The organism is Paenibacillus sp. 2KB_20 (assembly GCF_052115765.1).
In the GTDB taxonomy this organism is placed as follows: Bacteria; Bacillota; Bacilli; order Paenibacillales; family Paenibacillaceae; genus Paenibacillus_AQ.
In genome coordinates, this window is sequence record NZ_JBFRHH010000007.1 from 517,131 (window position 1) to 533,402 (window position 16,272).

General features: G+C 48.6%; 17 protein-coding genes. 13 read left to right on the forward strand and 4 right to left on the reverse strand.

Features of this window, described 5'->3' with window-relative positions; all coding sequences use genetic code 11:
• Window positions 1–3 precede the first annotated feature (3 nt).
• Together AB4124_RS21340 and AB4124_RS21345 are read right to left on the reverse strand one after the other, a co-directional pair.
• Complete coding sequence (locus AB4124_RS21340; RefSeq protein WP_441974089.1) at window positions 4–714, reverse strand: DUF4956 domain-containing protein; 711 nt, start codon at window positions 712–714, stop codon at window positions 4–6.
• Window positions 715–717: 3 nt separating this feature from the next.
• Window positions 718–1,431 carry a polyphosphate polymerase domain-containing protein gene (locus tag AB4124_RS21345; protein WP_430104904.1) on the reverse strand — a complete coding sequence of 238 codons (714 nt, stop codon included), beginning with the start codon at window positions 1,429–1,431 and terminating at the stop codon, window positions 718–720.
• A 259-nt stretch (window positions 1,432–1,690) separates the two neighbouring features.
• Here AB4124_RS21345 and AB4124_RS21350 point away from each other — a divergent pair, with 259 nt between their 5' ends.
• The 4 genes from AB4124_RS21350 to AB4124_RS21365 all read left to right on the forward strand — a co-directional run bounded on the left by AB4124_RS21350 (window position 1,691) and on the right by AB4124_RS21365 (window position 5,482).
• The gene (locus tag AB4124_RS21350) at window positions 1,691–3,037 is read left to right on the forward strand and encodes an ATP-binding protein (protein WP_441974090.1); all 1,347 of its coding nucleotides are present in this window, start codon (window positions 1,691–1,693) and stop codon (window positions 3,035–3,037) included.
• Window positions 3,034–3,672, forward strand: a complete 639-nt coding sequence (locus AB4124_RS21355) for a response regulator (protein ID WP_441974091.1) — start codon at window positions 3,034–3,036, stop codon at window positions 3,670–3,672. Before AB4124_RS21350 ends, AB4124_RS21355 begins: the two co-directional genes overlap by 4 nt.
• A 189-nt stretch (window positions 3,673–3,861) precedes the next feature.
• On the forward strand, window positions 3,862–4,821 hold the full coding sequence (locus tag AB4124_RS21360; RefSeq protein ID WP_441974092.1) for a DoxX-like family protein: 960 nt from the start codon (window positions 3,862–3,864) through the stop codon (window positions 4,819–4,821).
• A complete protein-coding gene (locus AB4124_RS21365) occupies window positions 4,805–5,482 on the forward strand; it encodes a DUF4166 domain-containing protein (protein ID WP_441974093.1) in 678 nt (225 codons plus the stop codon). The genes AB4124_RS21360 and AB4124_RS21365 overlap by 17 nt, the downstream gene beginning before the upstream one ends.
• Here the strand turns inward: AB4124_RS21365 and AB4124_RS21370 are convergent.
• A complete protein-coding gene (locus AB4124_RS21370) occupies window positions 5,472–6,770 on the reverse strand; it encodes an MFS transporter (protein ID WP_339266007.1) in 1,299 nt (432 codons plus the stop codon). The genes AB4124_RS21365 and AB4124_RS21370 overlap by 11 nt on opposite strands.
• A gap of 157 nt (window positions 6,771–6,927) precedes the next feature.
• Here AB4124_RS21370 and AB4124_RS21375 point away from each other — a divergent pair, with 157 nt between their 5' ends.
• From AB4124_RS21375 to AB4124_RS21415, 9 genes are all read left to right on the forward strand, one after another.
• Entirely contained in the window at window positions 6,928–7,683 is a 756-nt protein-coding gene (locus tag AB4124_RS21375; RefSeq protein ID WP_430205500.1) for a DUF2087 domain-containing protein, read from the forward strand.
• A 27-nt stretch (window positions 7,684–7,710) separates the two neighbouring features.
• The gene (locus AB4124_RS21380; protein WP_379404421.1) at window positions 7,711–8,064 is read left to right on the forward strand and encodes a GIY-YIG nuclease family protein; all 354 of its coding nucleotides are present in this window, start codon (window positions 7,711–7,713) and stop codon (window positions 8,062–8,064) included.
• A gap of 150 nt (window positions 8,065–8,214) precedes the next feature.
• Complete coding sequence (locus tag AB4124_RS21385) at window positions 8,215–9,063, forward strand: DegV family protein (RefSeq protein WP_213644287.1); 849 nt, start codon at window positions 8,215–8,217, stop codon at window positions 9,061–9,063.
• A 123-nt stretch (window positions 9,064–9,186) separates the two neighbouring features.
• Window positions 9,187–9,342, forward strand: coding sequence for a hypothetical protein (locus AB4124_RS21390; RefSeq protein ID WP_165593394.1), 156 nt, complete (start codon window positions 9,187–9,189; stop codon window positions 9,340–9,342).
• A gap of 174 nt (window positions 9,343–9,516) precedes the next feature.
• The gene (gene nagZ, locus AB4124_RS21395) at window positions 9,517–10,836 is read left to right on the forward strand and encodes a beta-N-acetylhexosaminidase (RefSeq protein ID WP_441974201.1); all 1,320 of its coding nucleotides are present in this window, start codon (window positions 9,517–9,519) and stop codon (window positions 10,834–10,836) included.
• 255 nt (window positions 10,837–11,091) lie between these two features.
• Window positions 11,092–12,042, forward strand: coding sequence for an RNA polymerase sigma factor RpoD (rpoD, locus tag AB4124_RS21400; RefSeq protein ID WP_076322045.1), 951 nt, complete (start codon window positions 11,092–11,094; stop codon window positions 12,040–12,042).
• 202 nt (window positions 12,043–12,244) lie between these two features.
• Window positions 12,245–13,267, forward strand: coding sequence for a UDP-N-acetylmuramate dehydrogenase (locus AB4124_RS21405; RefSeq protein WP_441974094.1), 1,023 nt, complete (start codon window positions 12,245–12,247; stop codon window positions 13,265–13,267).
• Between the two features lie 126 nt (window positions 13,268–13,393).
• Window positions 13,394–14,323 (forward strand): manganese-dependent inorganic pyrophosphatase, encoded by a 930-nt coding sequence (locus tag AB4124_RS21410; RefSeq protein ID WP_441974095.1) that lies wholly within the window; start codon window positions 13,394–13,396, stop codon window positions 14,321–14,323.
• A gap of 334 nt (window positions 14,324–14,657) precedes the next feature.
• Window positions 14,658–15,173 (forward strand): hypothetical protein, encoded by a 516-nt coding sequence (locus AB4124_RS21415; protein WP_076322042.1) that lies wholly within the window; start codon window positions 14,658–14,660, stop codon window positions 15,171–15,173.
• A gap of 118 nt (window positions 15,174–15,291) precedes the next feature.
• Here AB4124_RS21415 and AB4124_RS21420 read toward each other — a convergent pair whose 3' ends face one another.
• Window positions 15,292–16,017 carry a hypothetical protein gene (locus AB4124_RS21420; RefSeq protein ID WP_430131131.1) on the reverse strand — a complete coding sequence of 242 codons (726 nt, stop codon included), beginning with the start codon at window positions 16,015–16,017 and terminating at the stop codon, window positions 15,292–15,294.
• Between the last annotated feature and the right edge of the window lie 255 nt (window positions 16,018–16,272).

A 16,272-nucleotide genomic window follows, 5' to 3' on the forward strand; every position in this document is an offset into this window, starting at 1 on the left:
GACTTAGGATACATAGTCGCCACTGTAACTGATCAGAATCGCGTTATGAACACCCGGGAGCTGGGACAGCTTGTTTACGAACTGGCCTTCGGCGTCACGCAGTCTTACTTCCAGCGTCAGTTCAATGCTGCCCGGGGTCACGGTTTTTTGCTTCAGATTATAACGCTTCACGGCTTGACCGATTTGTTCTTTTACGGCTTGCTCGCTCTGCTCATTATCGCAATGAATCACGAGCAGATAAGGCGTATCCACTGTTGCTTTTTTAATGAAGAAGAACAGGATAAGACCGACTGCGATGGAGCCGATGGCTGCCAGCGTGTAGAACCCGGCTCCGGTTACGATCCCGGCAACCGCGGCCCAGAACAGGAAGATCAGATCGGTAGGGTCCTTGATGGGCGTACGGAAACGGACGATGGAGAGTGCGCCGACCATACCGAGCGAGAGCACGAGATTTGAGTTAATGGCAATGATGACAACGGCCGTGATCATGGTCATCCCGATCAGAGACACGTTAAAGCTTTTGGAATACAGCACGCCGCTGAAGACTCTTTTATAGAGCAGATAAATAAATAGCCCGATAACGAAAGCAACGGACAGCGTAATCAGGATTTTGGCGATGCTGATATCGGATACGAAGTTTTCCATGACGGAGTTTTTGATGATATCCGAAAAATTGGTGGTGCTCGTACTGCTTGATGTAGATGTGGTGTTCATGAATTATTGATCCTCCCATGTGTTATATTTCAGAAATTTGCGGCACATCACGTACTTGGAGGCCGATTGACGGCCCAGTCCTTCCAGCTGCAGCGCGATTTTGATGTAATCCGGGATATACTCGTCATATTTGACTTCCAGTATGATCAGATTCTCATCGATCGCCCGGATGGGCAGCAGATTCCGATTGAACAGATCCGTGGAGTGCAGGCCGGTTCGAAGCTCCTTATCAAACGTAATCCGGACATTTCCGTTAGGACAGACATACGGCTCCCGGACATAATCGACAATGACCTTGGGCCGCATCAGCTTATGCTTCATCTCGTGATACAGCTCCATCATCAATGGCTTGTCTGGTTGATAGAGGCATTCGTATTGACCGGCCATGATCTGATCAACCATCTCCCTTGTGAGCGGCTCCTTCAGCTTGGCGATGTAATCCCGGAATTTGATTTTTTTCTCAAAATGGATGGTGTCGTCGGTTACGTTGTAGATGCGGATGCGGTATTTCACCCGGTCCCGAACCCCAGCCAGCTTTTCGTATAACGCTTTGTTGTTGATATCGTCAAAGTACAAACTTCGAATGTGATATTCCCCGCCAGGTCCTGCATGCTGATCGTAGGTCACCAGATTTCTCAATCGTTGACGGATGATTTGATACTGGTGAATATTCACAAAAAATTTCAGTTCGTTCCGGTATTTTAATGGGGTCGTCATGTTCCACCTCGTTTCTCTCTATCATTCGTTTGCTTGTTTGCTTACGAAATCTATCCTATCAATCGTTCCTGATATCTTTCTTAAATGCGGCTGAATGTAAACTGAATGTTTTTGCTATGTAAAAATCGAGATTTCGAAGTAGACGGAATTCATGATTCGATGGATCGTGCTTGTTCGTGGAGGTAAGGAAGGAGGTCCCGCTGCTGTTACAATTATGGTAGGATGAAACTATATTCGCGAAGAGAATGGACGATGCGTCATGATATATTATGTGGTAGCGCTGTGGAGCGCGGCGGCTGTGCTACTGTTCAATCAGCCTCGGAGCGAGGTGAACCGCTGGGCGGCTTTTTTTCTATGGAGCGCAGGGATCGGCGGCTTGACGGATTTGCTTGCGCCTTCCGGTTTTATTCCGGTCCGGTACGAGCCGTGGATACAATTTCTCAACCATACCCTGACACCGTACGGCGTGTTGATATTTTGCATGGTGTATACCCGCAGACCTCAGCATCATAAGAGAATGCGCGATTTCAAAATAGGCTTGTTTCTGCCGGTGCTCGCGATGCTGGCACAAGTGCTTTTGACGGAGGGTTACCGAATTCATTATGGCTGGTTATTCGTGTGGACGGTTCCCTATTATGTGGCCGCATGTGCCTTGCTTATTCGCGCGTTGTCCCAAGAGATGAATCCGCAAAAACGCAAAAGCATGTGGATCACTACCTGGATTATGGTACCTACCTTACTCGGTGTGATGCTGCTGATTAATGTGGGAAACCTGATCTCGCCCGGTTATGATTCGTTCCGGTATGTCTCCTTGTTCATTTTGTATTCACTGGGCGTTGCCGTCATCTGTACCTTTGTGTACGGCGTCCTGGGCGTACGCCTGAAATTTGAGCGCGATCCGATGGATCGCACGATGCAAGCCGTCAGCTCGGGGACATCGATGCTGAATCATACGATTAAGAACGAGATCGGGAAGATTGCGATGAGCACGGAAAACGTAAAACGGCTGCTGCCACAGGACAACGGCGTTGCCATCGAACAGCTTGAAGTCATAGCGAACTCATCGGAACATCTGCTTGCCATGGTGGGGCGCATGCAGCAGCAGATGAAGGCATTCAAGCTGGTGGAACAGCCTGTCCGCGTGGATCAGCTGCTTGCTGAACTGCAGCTCCGTGAACAGGATCAGCTGCGCAGGCATGGCGTTGAATTGAAGGTGATCTGTAGTCAGCGGCCGTGGCTGCTCGCGGATATCATCCATTTGAAGGAATCGATCAGCAATCTCATTCGTAACAGTGTGGAGGCGATGCCTGAAGGAGGGTTGATTACGATAGCGATTACGGCAGACCGCAAAGGGGCGGCGATTACCGTTAAAGATAACGGGATCGGCATTCCAAGAGCGCAGCAGGAGCTGGTGTTTGAACCTTTTTACAGCACCAAGGGCCAAAAGAAGCATAACTTCGGGCTTGGTTTGTCGTATGTTTATAACGTGATGAAGAAAAGCGGTGGTTCCGTTAGTCTGCAGAGCCGCGAATCGGTCGGTACGGAGATTGCGTTATATTTTCCGCGTAGTAAAATTATTCGTTTATCCGGGAGGGAAGAAGCTTGAACCGCATACAAATCTTCTTGGTGGAGGATGATCCGGATTGGATTAAATCGATGACCGTTTTTCTGAATGCGCAGGAAGATATGATGGTTGTCGGGACGGCCGAGTCGCCCGAGCAAGCGATTGCGATGGCGCAAATCCTCTCCTTTGACATCGTGCTTATGGATATTCAGCTGACTGCAGGTCGACATGACGGGATATCCACCGCCGCCGAAATTCTTGATCGTAAACCGCAGGCCAAGGCCATCATGCTGACTTCGCTCGGTGACGAGTTGGCGATCATGCAATCCTTTACGGCTGGAGCCATCAATTATATTGAGAAGTCGAGGTTTAAGGAGCTTCCGGCAGCGATCCGAAGCGCGGTGTTTCATCCGGGGTCGATGGAGGTGCTGCTCAAGGAATTTGCCCGCCTCAAGCGCGAAGAGCAGTTACGCGGCTTAACGCCTGCGGAGCGTGAGGTGTTTGATCTGTTGGATGAAGGGTACACCCATTCCCAGATGGAGCAGAAGCTGTTCAAAACCGAGAGCACGCTCAAGAACCAGATCAATAAAATTTTGAAAAAGCTCGGGGTAAGAAGCAGCAGGGAAGCCGTGGAGAAGGTCCGCCGCAAAGGGATTGTGAGAAAGAACGACAGCTAGCTCTGGTGCAGATTAAGACTGGATCATATGGAAGGATCGGAAGAGGTACTACGAAACGTAGTACCTCTTCTTGGTATGTTCTATAAAAGTGAGGTCTGACGGCGAGTCCCCGGCGGCTGTAAAATGACTTGTAAATAGAGAGGTGTCCGGCTTAAGTAACGAAAGGACATCCCAAGGGGAGCTGAGCGCATGAAGAGAAATCCGATCTATGTTGAACTCGATATCAAGACGGAGATGGATAAGTTGTGGACGTTGACGCAAAGGCCTGAGCTGCATCAACAGTGGGATCTGCGATTTTCCGAGATTCATTATTTACCGGAGGCTGATTCAGACATCCAGCGGTTTTTATATAGAACCCGCATTGGGTTCGGACTGGAAGTTACAGGGGCGGGAGCCACGAAAACGGCTGTCCACCCGAAGACGGGGAATCGGATCTCGGTGCTGCGCTTTGGCTCGGATCAACGCAGCTCCCTAATTCGGGAGGGCAGCGGCTATTGGAAGTATGCGGACAAGGGAAGCGGGGGCATAAGCTTCTCTACCCAATACGATTACAAAACGCGGTTCGGCATGGCGGGCGCCTGGTTTGACCGCTTGCTGTTCCGGCCTATATTCGGCGCGGCGACGGCATGGAGCTTTGATGTGCTGCGTTTATGGGCAGAGAAGGATATTCCGCCTTCGGCAACGATCCAAAAGGCACTCATCCATGCCTTGAGCGCACTTATGCTGGTCATTCTATGGTGTTATGAGGGGTTGGTACCGAAGCTGTTGTTTCCGGAAGCCGGGGAGCTTGATCTATTGAGGCAGTCGGGCTTGGCAGGAGGCCAGGAGGGCTTGGTGCTGACATTGCTCGGCATCACCGAGATCGGAGTCGGATTATTGACGTTGCTCTTTCATAAGAGTCGGTTGTGGTACAGGCTGCAAATTCTCTTGCTGACGATCTTGATGCTTGGAGCATGGATAACGGATCCCGAGTTAATGAAGGCCCCATTCAATCCGTTAACGCTTAGCGGATCCATGATGGGGTTTTGCTTGATGGCTTCGCTGTCCGCTTCGGATTTGCCAAGCGCTTACCGTCCGGCTCGAAGACGAAGACCGGTTCGCGGGCATACATCCGGCAAAGGAGTGAATGATCATGACCTCGATCTATGAACAAGCGCTAGGCTCGCAATTTCAAAAGCTCCATCCCAAAATTCAGGAGCGGTTCGGGTTTGACAGCAAGGATCACATCGCTTCGATTGGCGAAGGCATCATGGAAGAGATCTGGTACGCGCCTTGGGCTGCACTGCCTCTCTATATAGGCACGACGCGGTATATTATGTTTCCAAATCGAGGGAAAGGGATCCCGTTTCGGATTGAGAACTATGCTTATCGGGATGAATGGGGAAGAGAAACGGTGACGTGGTGTCGCAGCTTTGATTTTCCGGGCATTCAGAGGCGGTTTGATGCCACGATGATCTATAGTGCGCAGCGCAGCCGTGTCGTGGATTATTTAGGGAATAAACAGCACCTGGCGGTCGATCTCCGGATAGCCGCGGGGGCTAACGGAGGAATTCGTATTCAATCGGGGGAGCAGAGGTTTTATGAGGGGCTTTTGCAGTTTCGAGTTCCCCGGTGGCTCACCGGAACAGCCGATGTATGCGAGTGGTATGATGACGGGAATCAACAATACCGGATCTCCGTTGAGGTGGACAATCCGATATGGGGGCCTGTCTTCCGGTACAAGGGAAGCTTTCAGGCCCGGATCATGGCTGTAGCCAATGGAGCTGTTCCGCTACATGTGAAACCTCTGCGGGTTGAGGTTAGAGAGTAGCGGTAGTATCAGAGGAGGAGAGGCTGCTGCTCTTTCGCTCACGGAACATTCGGTAGTATAGAAACGAAGATACAACATATAGCGTTCCGGTAATACAAAATGTGATCGCATATCCCCAATAGCTGCCGTAAGTGGTGACGAGTTTAGATTGTACGGGTCCCATGGTAGCCCAGCCTAGCATGAAGGCTGTTTGCGTGACCGAATTGGCGATTCCTCTTCGGTGATCCGGTACGCGGTCGATCAGAATAGAGGACTGTATCGGATTGGCAGCATTCATCAGGGCTTGGCGGAACAGGAAGCCGACCGATGCGATGAGGAGTACGTTCGTGAACCCGGTTAACAGCAGGAAGGGCAAGGATAGGACTTGAAAGAGCACCACGGCCCTGACGGCTCCCACCCGATTCACCAGTGTAGGTCCAATCAGCATCGATACGATAGTCATGACTTGTCCGAGTGATATCAGAATGCCGACAGCCGATAACGATACCGAGAAGCGGTTGGTAAAATATAAATTCAAATAAGGCACGACAAGCCCTGAGCCCAGGCCGATTAACAATTGGGCAAGCGCGAACTGACCGATGACTTTGTAATCCCCCAAACCGGAGGTGTTAACAGCTCCTCCTGCCTGAGCTGGTTGATGATCCGTAAGCGGTGCATCCAGTGCCTGTATCTCCTCGGCCTTCTGATCGGTTGTGAACAAGAGCGGGATAAACGCCGCAAAGGTGGCCAGGCCGCCTATGAAAAGCGCGGTTTTCAAGCTGCCGACCTTGTTCATACCAACGGCCTGCAGGGCATCCGCCAAGAATCCGCCTCCCATGCTTCCGAGCACTTGAGAAGCAAGAACAAGCGAGGCATGGATGCTAAAGATCCGCATGCGAGCCGCTTTCGCCGTGTTTTCCGCTAAAAAGGGGATAGCCAGCACCTGAAAAAAGGATGCGAATAAACCGGTATATATTGCAAGACCAAGCAAGCTGAACTCGCTTTCAAGAAAAGAGCGCGCGATCAGTCCTGCACCGCTTAACAACGCCCCAAGGACGAGGATTCGTTTGCGGCTGCCACGGTCTCCGATCAGGCCAATCGGAATGAACATCAGTGCCGTTGCCAGGGATTGAATACTGACCACTGTTCCATTCATGGAGTCATTATATCCAAGGCCTTGTATGTACAAATTGTAGAGCACGCTAAACATGCCGGTACCGATCTGATACAGCACGTTAGCTAGAAAAAACAGCTTGATGTTACGCGGCCAAGAATGCATTTCTTTTGCCGACTGTTGAATGAAACCCATGATGATACCCCCTAAATTTTACAGCAGCAACCTCTATTCTAGCAGGTTCCACATAAGGGAGGAAGAAATATTATATGTGAGTGGAGTGCGATTGACATGTTATAGACAAAAATATAAAATGTCTATATAAATAACCAATTGAAAAGTGGTGTTAACATTGGATCCGAACGAGCGTTTCTGGAATGCTTCTATAGATGAACTTAAACAAGGCTATATTGACGAAGGGCCCGTATGGGTATGCCTCCTGTGCGGGAAGACGATTGAGAAAGGGATCATCTACCCGGACCAAGATGTGTTATATGAGTCAGAACGATACATGACCGTTCATATCCGCCGGGAGCATGGCTCCGTGTTTCAGTATCTGTCTGGCCTCGATAAGAAGCTGACTGGACTGACCGAGCATCAGAATCGATTGCTGCAGCTCTTCTACCAAGGCAAGAACGATAAAGAGGTACAACAGGAGCTCGGCATAGGCAGTGCATCGACGATACGCAATCACCGTTTTGCCTTGAAGGAGAAGGAAAGACAGTCCAAGGTGCTGCTGACTTTAATGGAGCTGCTGAAGGAAAAGGATGACCATGCACCGGCATTCGTGGAAATTCCAAAGCAGGCCAAAATGGTGGATGAGCGCTACAATGTCACGGAAGAAGAAAGGCAATCGATCCTGGCCAAGGTGTTTCCCGAAGGGACCGATGGCCCGCTGAAGACATTTAAGCTCAAAGAGAAACAAAAGTACGTCGTTTTACGAGAAATCGCTGCCCGTTTTAAACCGGATGTCTTGTATTCCGAACAGGAAATCAACGATACGATCGGAAGAGACAATCCCGATTATGTGACCATTCGCCGATATTTGATCGAATATGGTTTTTTGAATCGCAAGGATGATGGAAGCCAGTACTGGTTAACGACATAAACGCTAAGATTAGGAGGTTTTAACGCCATGAACCGCAGACAGGAACTAAATCAAATGTATAAGGAAATCAAGATTGAAGCAGGCGTGTATCAAATTCGAAACACAAAGAACGGCAAGGTATTTGTTGCCGGAACGAATAACTTGAAGACCATGAACGGCAAACGATTCGAGCTGCAGATGGGAACAAGCTACAATAAGACGCTTCAGCGGGAATGGAATGAGTATGGTGAGGATGCTTTTGCCTTCGAGATTCTGGAGACGATTGAGCCGAAGCAAGATCCGTTCTATGATCTGAAGGACGCGGTCAGCAAACGGGAGGCATATTGGATTGAACAGCTGGAACCTTTTGGAGAAAAGGGGTATAACGCAGAGCGAAAATAAGGCTTTTGTGTGGCGAACCTATGTGTAGGATATGAAATCACATTCCTTTCGTTTGCAATGCGCTGTAAGGGTAAGATATGATGAATTTAGAGGCTTAAATCGCTTCCTTTCCTACTTCTTACTACACGAAAGCGAGACGTGAACACGATAATGAGATCCATAGCTTGGGTAACCGACAGCACGAGTACAATCGATCCTGAATTCGCCAAGGAAAATCATATTTATATTGTACCTTTGAGGTTGATACTTGGACAGGAGGCGTACAGGGAAGGAATTGACATCTCGGCAGAGACCTTTTATGAAAGAATGAAAGATGAACCGAAAGTCAGCAGTTCACAGCCTCCAATCGGTGAATTCATCGAATTATATGAATCCCTGAAAGTGAAGTATGATGATATTATCGCCATTCACTGTTCATCCGAACTCAGCGGAACATTGAATTCATCTATGCAGGCAGCAGAGATTGCCGAGGTACCCGTGGTTGGCATCGATTCTCAAGCGGGAGCGTTTCCGGTACGCGAAATGATCATGTCCGGGATTCACTGGCATAGCCAAGGGGATACCGTGCAGATGATAAAAGATAAAATCCAGTCCATGGTGCAAAACATGTCGTTCTACCTTATTCCGGCAAGCCTGCACCGGCTTCACAGCAGCGGTCGGGTATCCGGCACCCAGCTTCTTCTCAGCAATCTGCTCCGCATTCATCTGCTGCTGCGATTTGATGAAGGCAAAGTCATTGTGGAAGAGAAGATCCGAACGTTCAAGAAGGCCAAGCAGAGAATGCTGGAACTTATGAAACTGGATTTACAGAAAATTAAAAAGGTCTGCATCATGCACGCAAACAACGTAGAAGAGGCCGAAGAAATCCAGAAGGAAATTAGCGGGGCCCATCCGGCGTTGAAAACCGAAATCATGACCTTTATTCCCGTTGCGGGCATTCATGCCGGCGAGGGCACCATTGCGATGTCGTGGATTAAATATCATCCTGCTTATTCCTAGTTATAGTACAGATCCTGCCTGCAGATACTATCTGCAGGCTTTTGTTTGTTTTTCGATTCTATACGACCTGTGATGGTTGTATATGTAGTAGGAGATGATTCCAAGGAAAGGAATGACGTTCACATGAAAGTGATTATCACGCAAGCTGAGGCGATGCAAAAGAATATATGGGATGATATCATGCTGATGTTCGGAAGAACGGATGAGGATGAAGTATGGGACACGGAGCAGTTTATATTAACCGAGGAGCAAGCCCGTAAGCTTGGACTGCTTAAATAGGCGAAGAAGGGCCGTTGTCGATGCGGCTCTTTCTTCTTTCTTAGGCGGGCAGCTTAGGCTTGGTTTGGGCTGTAAGGAAATCATGTTATGATGGAAGGACTCTGTGGAACAGAGGACGAATATAATAGTGTGAATTTGAAGGAAGGTGACAAGTTGAAGCGTAGGACAAAATGGATGTGCTTAACGATGCTGGTTGTCATCTTGCTATTGGCTGTGGCAGGTTGTCGGGGCGAAGCCGAACCCAGCAACCCTGGGGACAACGGGCCAGGAGCTTCGCCTTCGGAGCAAGTGCAGGAGCCGCAGACTCCTTCTCCAGATAATGAAGACGGGACACCGCCTTCATCAGGCAGCACGGACAACGAAGGCGAGGACGGGAATTTGCCTGAGAACGAGCCTGAAGATGCGGTAGCTGAGCTTCTGAATAGCATGACCGTCAAGGAGAAGATCGGCCAGCTGGTGCTGGTTGGAATTGAAGGGACTACCTTGGATAATACCTCGCGCAGATTGCTGGAGGATTACCATGTAGGCGGATTTATCCTTTTTAAGGATAATATCGATAGCGTACAGCAGTCAGTAGACCTATTGAATGAGCTGAAGAAGGCAAATGCCGTGAATCCTGTGCCGCTATGGCTGAGTATTGATGAGGAGGGTGGACGGGTTACCCGTTTTCCCGATGAATATGTGAAGCTGCCGTCAAGCGGCAAAATCGGAAGCAACGGGGATCTTGCACTGACCAATCGTGTTGGTGGTCTTATCGCGCAAAAGGTGTCGGGAGTCGGACTCAATATGGTTTTTGCCCCGGTGCTGGATATTCATAGCAACCCGAACAATCCGGTTATCGGCGATCGAGCCTTTGGCACCACAGCAGAAACCGTAAGTGCGCAGGGGATCGCCTCCATGAAGGGGATACAGAAGAATGGTGTCGTTCCTGTAGTGAAGCATTTTCCTGGGCATGGCGATACTTCGGTCGATTCCCATCTCGGTCTGCCTGTTGTTGACCATGATCTAAAGCGTCTGCATGAAGTGGAGCTGGTACCTTTTCAACAAGCGATTGATGAAGGGGCCGATGTGGTCATGGTTGCGCATCTGCTGATGAAGGGCATTGATCCGGATACGCCATCTTCCTATTCGAAACCCGTCATTAACGATTTGTTAAGGGAAGAAATGGGGTTTAAGGGAGTCGTTATAACGGATGATATGACAATGGGGGCTATTTCCGGCAGCACGGACGTAGGGGAGGCTTCCGTGAAGTCCGTCGTCGCAGGGAGCAACATGATTCTGATCGGACATGAATATGCATTAGAAGAAGCGGTCATTCAAGCATTGACCAAGGCTGTTGATAGCGGCGTAATCCCGGAGGAGATGCTGAACGACCGGGTGAGGGCAACGCTTGAACTAAAGCACAAATATCAGCTGAGCGATGAGCCCGCGAAGGCTCCCGATGTGAAATCGTTGAATCAGCAAACGAAAGCTGTACTAGATCAGCTTAAATAAACGTAGCATATGTAGTGTAAGACGATGAACTTGTACTTGTTCGAAGAGGCAATGACTAGTTCCTTAAGGCAGATTTGGAGCATAAAAAACCCGATCTCAGGGTGAGATCGGGTGAAATGAACTAGAATATATTAGAAGTTGATATAGTGTAAAAAATATGCTAGAATGAAGGATAAATAACTATTGGCTTAATGTCATAATAACCTAATGCTAGATTAGCATGAAAATATGGGATTGTCAACAGGGGGGCATAGAATGGAGAACCGTCAAAGTGCGGATTTTGCATTGGAACGAGAGGTTACGGATACAGAGAAAGCGGCTAATTCTCCGACAGAGGATTTTTCGGTTCATGACGATCTCTCACTTCCACCAGGCATCAAGATTAGCGATCCGGTTCGCATGTACCTGAAAGAAATCGGTCGGGTTCCCCTCCTTACAGCCGATGAAGAAGTGGAACTGTCCAAACGAATAGAGGAGGGAGACGAAGAAGCGAAACGCCGTTTGGCCGAAGCGAATCTTCGTCTCGTTGTAAGTATAGCAAGACGCTATGCTGGTCGGGGAATGCAGTTCCTTGATCTGATACAAGAAGGCAATATGGGCCTGATCAAAGCGGTGGAGAAGTTCGATTACTCCAAGGGCTTTAAGTTTAGTACGTATGCCACCTGGTGGATACGCCAGGCGATAACCCGCTCGATCGCTGACCAAGCAAGAACGATCCGGATTCCGGTGCATATGGTAGAGACGATTAATAAGCTCGTCCGTGTCTCCAGGCAGCTCCTTCAGGAGCTGGGGCGCGAACCGACACCAGAAGAAATCGGTAAAGAGATGGATATCACGCCGGAAAAAGTACGTGAGATCCAGAAGGTATCCCAAGAACCTGTGTCCCTGGAAACGCCTGTCGGTGAGGAGAGCGACTCCAACCTGGGTGATTTCATTGAGGATCAGGACGCATTGGCTCCGGCAGATGCCGCGGCGTTTGAGCTGCTGAAGGAACAGCTGGAGGAAGTGCTGGATACGCTCACCGAGCGTGAAGAGAATGTGCTCCGGCTGCGCTTTGGACTTGAGGATGGTCGGACCCGCACTCTGGAGGAAGTAGGGCAGGTGTTCGGCGTTACCCGTGAACGCATCAGGCAGATTGAGGCGAAGGCGCTTCGTAAATTGCGTCATCCGAGCCGCAGCAAACGTCTCAAGGATTTCCTTGAATAAACCCTGGGCACGAATAAAGAGATCATGAATGAATCCCTTGGTTACGGTCTAATGGCTGTAATCCAGGGATTTTTTGCTATTAAGCCAGGATTCCACTCCAGTTTGACACCACCCAAGTAGTTGGATCATAATGATGTAACATCCCCACATTTAGTAAGGAATGTTGTGCCTAATGTGAAGAATAGGGAGTGACATGTCTACGATGACTTTACATACATCTGCTATCGACCGATTGTGCAAGCGCAATGTGGAGCTGTCTGCTTTTTCTACGTACGGGATCGGCGGTTCAGCCAATTATCTGGCCATGCCTGAAACGGCAAATGACCTGGCGGATCTGTTGCAGGACTGCAGGAAACGCGGGATGCCATGGTACATCTTTGGGATGGGCTCCAATATCCTGTTCCCGGATGAACCGAACCATGATCTGGTGTTTATATCGCTCAAAAACCTGGTGGAGCTTCGGGTGTCGGGAGATAAATGGTACGTTTCATCCGGCGCGCCCATGTCGCTACTGTCCTTGATGGGTTTAATGGGGGGGACGGATATGCTCGACTTTACTTTTTTGCTGCCAGGCTGCGTAGGAGCTGGCATCTATATGAATGCCAAATATAATGCGCGCCAAATCTGCGATATTCTGGACACGGTTTATTATATCGATACAACGGATTCGAGCTTAAAGGTACAGTCCATTCCCGTGCCGGACTGTTTATTTGCATACAAGCAATCCATCTTCCAGCAGCACCCTTGGATCATAGTCGGCGCCGATCTCAATATTCCGGTCAGCTCGGAGGAGCAGATCAGCATGACGTCCGAACTGCTTACAGAATGGAAGACCCGCGGCAGCCATCCATCATCCTTGCCGTCCTTCTTCTCATTCTTCCTGGGCGAGGTGCACGCATTGGCAGGAAGAGGAATCGAGACGCCGCAGTCAATGCTTGACATCATCAAGTACCGGACGAGTAAACGCCATTTCGATTACCCGTCCTGCGGTTCCGTATTCAAAAATAATTATGATTATGGGGTAGCCGTCGGCTCGCTCGTGGATCAGCTGAATATGAAAGGAACCGAATATGGCGGCGCGATCATTTCTCCGCATCACGGTAACATGATTCTGAACCAGAAGCATGCCAAGGCAACCGACATTCTGTACTTGATGAATCTGATCTCGGAGTCGATTAACAACCATTTTGGATTCGTTCCGGAACCGGAAATTGTATTGGTATAAATACGACCTAAAAATAATCTCTGTAAAGGAATTGGAATAAGTAGAATTTAACGATATAATCAGATAGGTGATCATCTGTTTATCGATATAAACGATGAAATTTATGTTGCGAGAGGGGCATTATATATGGCAAAAACATTAATTTTTGGACACAAAAATCCGGATACGGACACGATCTGCTCTGCTATTGCTTATGCTGATTTGAAGAACCAGCTTGGCCTTTCCGCCGAGCCCGTACGTCTTGGTGACGTTAACGGTGAAACGCAATATGCGCTCGATTACTTTAAGGTAGAAGCGCCGCGGTTCGTTGAGACGGTTGCGAATGAAGCCCAAGACGTTATTCTCGTGGATCATAACGAGCGTCAGCAAAGTGCAAGCGACATTGATCAGGTTCGCGTAATTGAGGTTATCGATCATCACCGTATCGCGAATTTTGAGACAAGCCACCCGTTATATTACCGTGCTGAGCCTGTCGGCTGCACAGCTACCATTCTGAACAAGATTTACAAGGAAAAAGGCGTAGCTGTTCGTAAAGAAATTGCTGGCCTGATGCTGTCCGCCATCATCTCGGACTCCCTGTTGTTCAAATCCCCAACCTGCACGGACGAAGATATCGCAGCAGCTCGCGAGCTGGCTGAGATCGCTGGCGTGGATGCAGACGTCTATGGTTTGGAGATGCTCAAGGCAGGCGCCGATCTGAGCGACAAAACCATCGCGCAATTGATCTCCCTGGACGCCAAGGAATTCCAAATGGGCGGAGCCAAAGTGGAAATCGCACAGGTTAACGCGGTCGATACCAATGATGTATTGTCCCGTCAAGCCGAACTCGAAGATGCGATTCAAGGGATTATCGCTGACAAAAACCTTGATCTGTTCGTCTTCGTCGTGACAGATATTCTGAACAACGATTCAATCGCTCTTGCACTCGGTAAAGAGTCCAAAGCCGTTGAGAAAGCATACAATGTGTCTCTGTCGGAGAACAAGGCTCTGCTTAAAGGCGTGGTTTCCCGCAAATCGCAGATCGTTCCTGTTCTGACCGAAACATTCAATCAATAATTTCTGAATGAGTATTAACAAGCCTGACCATCGACTGAGGAATCAGTGGGGAGGGCTTGTTTTTTTATTGTTGATTTTCCTCTATTCATCCATAATTACAATATAATTCAATATCGCCGTCTTTAAGCGCTTACGAAGATTGAAATATTGTAATGAATTTACATCGAATTGACATCCATTTTACCAAATGGGTTCGTATAATAAAGATATGAATGATAAAATACATATACGTTTCAAATATCCAGGAATTGGGTTAATGATGTTTAATGTACGATAAGTCGGGTTCACGAGCTGAATCTATTTAATAGAAGGATGAAGAGGGAGCGATGAGAAGATGAAGAAGTCGGCTTGGAAATTGGGAGCAATGATGCTGCTTGTACTGATCATGATGACAACCGTTGGCGTAGCCTCAGGCAACAATTATGAGCCGGTTCCGAAAGCTTCGAATCAGGAAGCTGTCTACATCAACGGCCTTGAGATTAGAGACGGCAAGGTCTATCTGCAAGTAGATCCGATTGAATGGTATGAGGGAGAGGAAGCGAATCAGGTATTCCGCGAACGGGAACAGGACCCTGAGATGACGGAAGCTCTGGACGGCTATTATATCGTAAATGATACGGAAGAACAGATTGAACTTCCTGTGGCAGAAGATGCAGAAGTGCTGCTTCAGTTGTACGATCATACCGGACGGTATGAGGATGCCCAGATTTCCTGGAACCAGTTGGTAAGTCTGGACAAATTCACGGACATCTACAAAAAGGATGATATCGTAGATATGAAATGGTTTCCATTTCATATCACCGTCGAAGATGGCGTCGTTGTGAAGATGATCCAACAATACGTGCCTTAAATGGATGATAAATAGAATAAACGGATGAAAATAAAGAGCCGCTCCATTGGTTATTCCTAACCGCTGGAGCGGCTTTTGTGCTGTCCAATGACAACAGGGTCAAGCGCAAGCGGGCACTTTACCGACTGTGTTTCATCGGCTTGAGTTTACCATTCACCACATCGCTGACGAACGGAGCAATTTTGGATTTGCGCTCCTCGTATTCTTCCTTCGTCAGTTTGCCTTCGGTCAACTTCTGATCCAAGCGCTTGGTAAGTGCTTGGACTTGTTGATCAATGACGGACTGGACGGGCACGCCTTGCTCCTTCGCGATCTGAGCCAATGATTTTCCGGATTGGAGCGACTGCTTGAGTGCTTCCGGCGTCGTCTTCAGAAGCTTGGCCAGCTCGGCGCTATCCGAGATTAATCGGCCATGACGATGATGCATCCGCTGCTTATGCCATCCGCCTTTGGCGTCAAGCAGCTTGTCTGCGGCAGCGGAGTAATCGATGGATTTACCCAGCTGCTTCGGATGCGAGGCGATTTTATCCTTCAACAGCTCAACGATCTTGGCTTTCATGGCATCTCTAGATATACCTTGTTCCTTGGCTATTTCCGCGAGTGTCGAGGTTTTGAGTTTATCCTGAAGAACTTGCGGTTCCAGCTTCAGAAATTGAGAGATTGCCTTGAACATATGACCGGGTTTATGTTGCCCGCGTTCGTCTTTGGTCGAAGGAACAGCCGGTGATTCTGTTTGCTGTCCAATCGGTTCCGCTGAGACCGAGACGGGAAGATAAGCGAGGCCCATGACTACAGCGATGGCGACAAGCACCAGCCGCTTCACTGACTTCAAGTGGGTTGTCATTGTTGTTTACCGCCTTTCTTGATGTTGGTCTTACAGTCCATCATTCTTTCCCGCTAAACTGAAATCATCCTTAAAGTAACCTTAAAATAGGATGAAAATACATAAATTTCTTGTCAAATGGAAAATTGGCCATTCTATGAAACTATCGACTCTTCTCTGCTAATATGGTATCATGGAGTCTTGATAACGTATTAAAGTGAAAAAGCAGTTTGCATATGAAACGGATTCCTATACATCCTGAATATGGCTGCGTTT

What these genes read in the sequence shown, in the direction of transcription:
- AB4124_RS21405 (WP_441974094.1), top strand. Translation starts at nt 12,245, where the DNA reads ATGACTTTACATACATCTGCTATCGACCGATTGTGCAAGCGCAATGTG.
- AB4124_RS21370 (WP_339266007.1), bottom strand. Translation starts at nt 6,770, where the DNA reads ATGGGTTTCATTCAACAGTCGGCAAAAGAAATGCATTCTTGGCCGCGT.
- AB4124_RS21340 (WP_441974089.1), bottom strand. Translation starts at nt 714, where the DNA reads ATGAACACCACATCTACATCAAGCAGTACGAGCACCACCAATTTTTCG.
- AB4124_RS21420 (WP_430131131.1), bottom strand. Translation starts at nt 16,017, where the DNA reads ATGACAACCCACTTGAAGTCAGTGAAGCGGCTGGTGCTTGTCGCCATC.
- AB4124_RS21365 (WP_441974093.1), top strand. Translation starts at nt 4,805, where the DNA reads ATGACCTCGATCTATGAACAAGCGCTAGGCTCGCAATTTCAAAAGCTC.
- AB4124_RS21380 (WP_379404421.1), top strand. Translation starts at nt 7,711, where the DNA reads ATGAACCGCAGACAGGAACTAAATCAAATGTATAAGGAAATCAAGATT.
- AB4124_RS21410 (WP_441974095.1), top strand. Translation starts at nt 13,394, where the DNA reads ATGGCAAAAACATTAATTTTTGGACACAAAAATCCGGATACGGACACG.
- AB4124_RS21345 (WP_430104904.1), bottom strand. Translation starts at nt 1,431, where the DNA reads ATGACGACCCCATTAAAATACCGGAACGAACTGAAATTTTTTGTGAAT.
- AB4124_RS21360 (WP_441974092.1), top strand. Translation starts at nt 3,862, where the DNA reads ATGAAGAGAAATCCGATCTATGTTGAACTCGATATCAAGACGGAGATG.
- AB4124_RS21390 (WP_165593394.1), top strand. Translation starts at nt 9,187, where the DNA reads ATGAAAGTGATTATCACGCAAGCTGAGGCGATGCAAAAGAATATATGG.
- nagZ (WP_441974201.1), top strand. Translation starts at nt 9,517, where the DNA reads ATGTGCTTAACGATGCTGGTTGTCATCTTGCTATTGGCTGTGGCAGGT.
- AB4124_RS21385 (WP_213644287.1), top strand. Translation starts at nt 8,215, where the DNA reads ATGAGATCCATAGCTTGGGTAACCGACAGCACGAGTACAATCGATCCT.
- AB4124_RS21350 (WP_441974090.1), top strand. Translation starts at nt 1,691, where the DNA reads ATGATATATTATGTGGTAGCGCTGTGGAGCGCGGCGGCTGTGCTACTG.
- rpoD (WP_076322045.1), top strand. Translation starts at nt 11,092, where the DNA reads ATGGAGAACCGTCAAAGTGCGGATTTTGCATTGGAACGAGAGGTTACG.
- AB4124_RS21415 (WP_076322042.1), top strand. Translation starts at nt 14,658, where the DNA reads ATGAAGAAGTCGGCTTGGAAATTGGGAGCAATGATGCTGCTTGTACTG.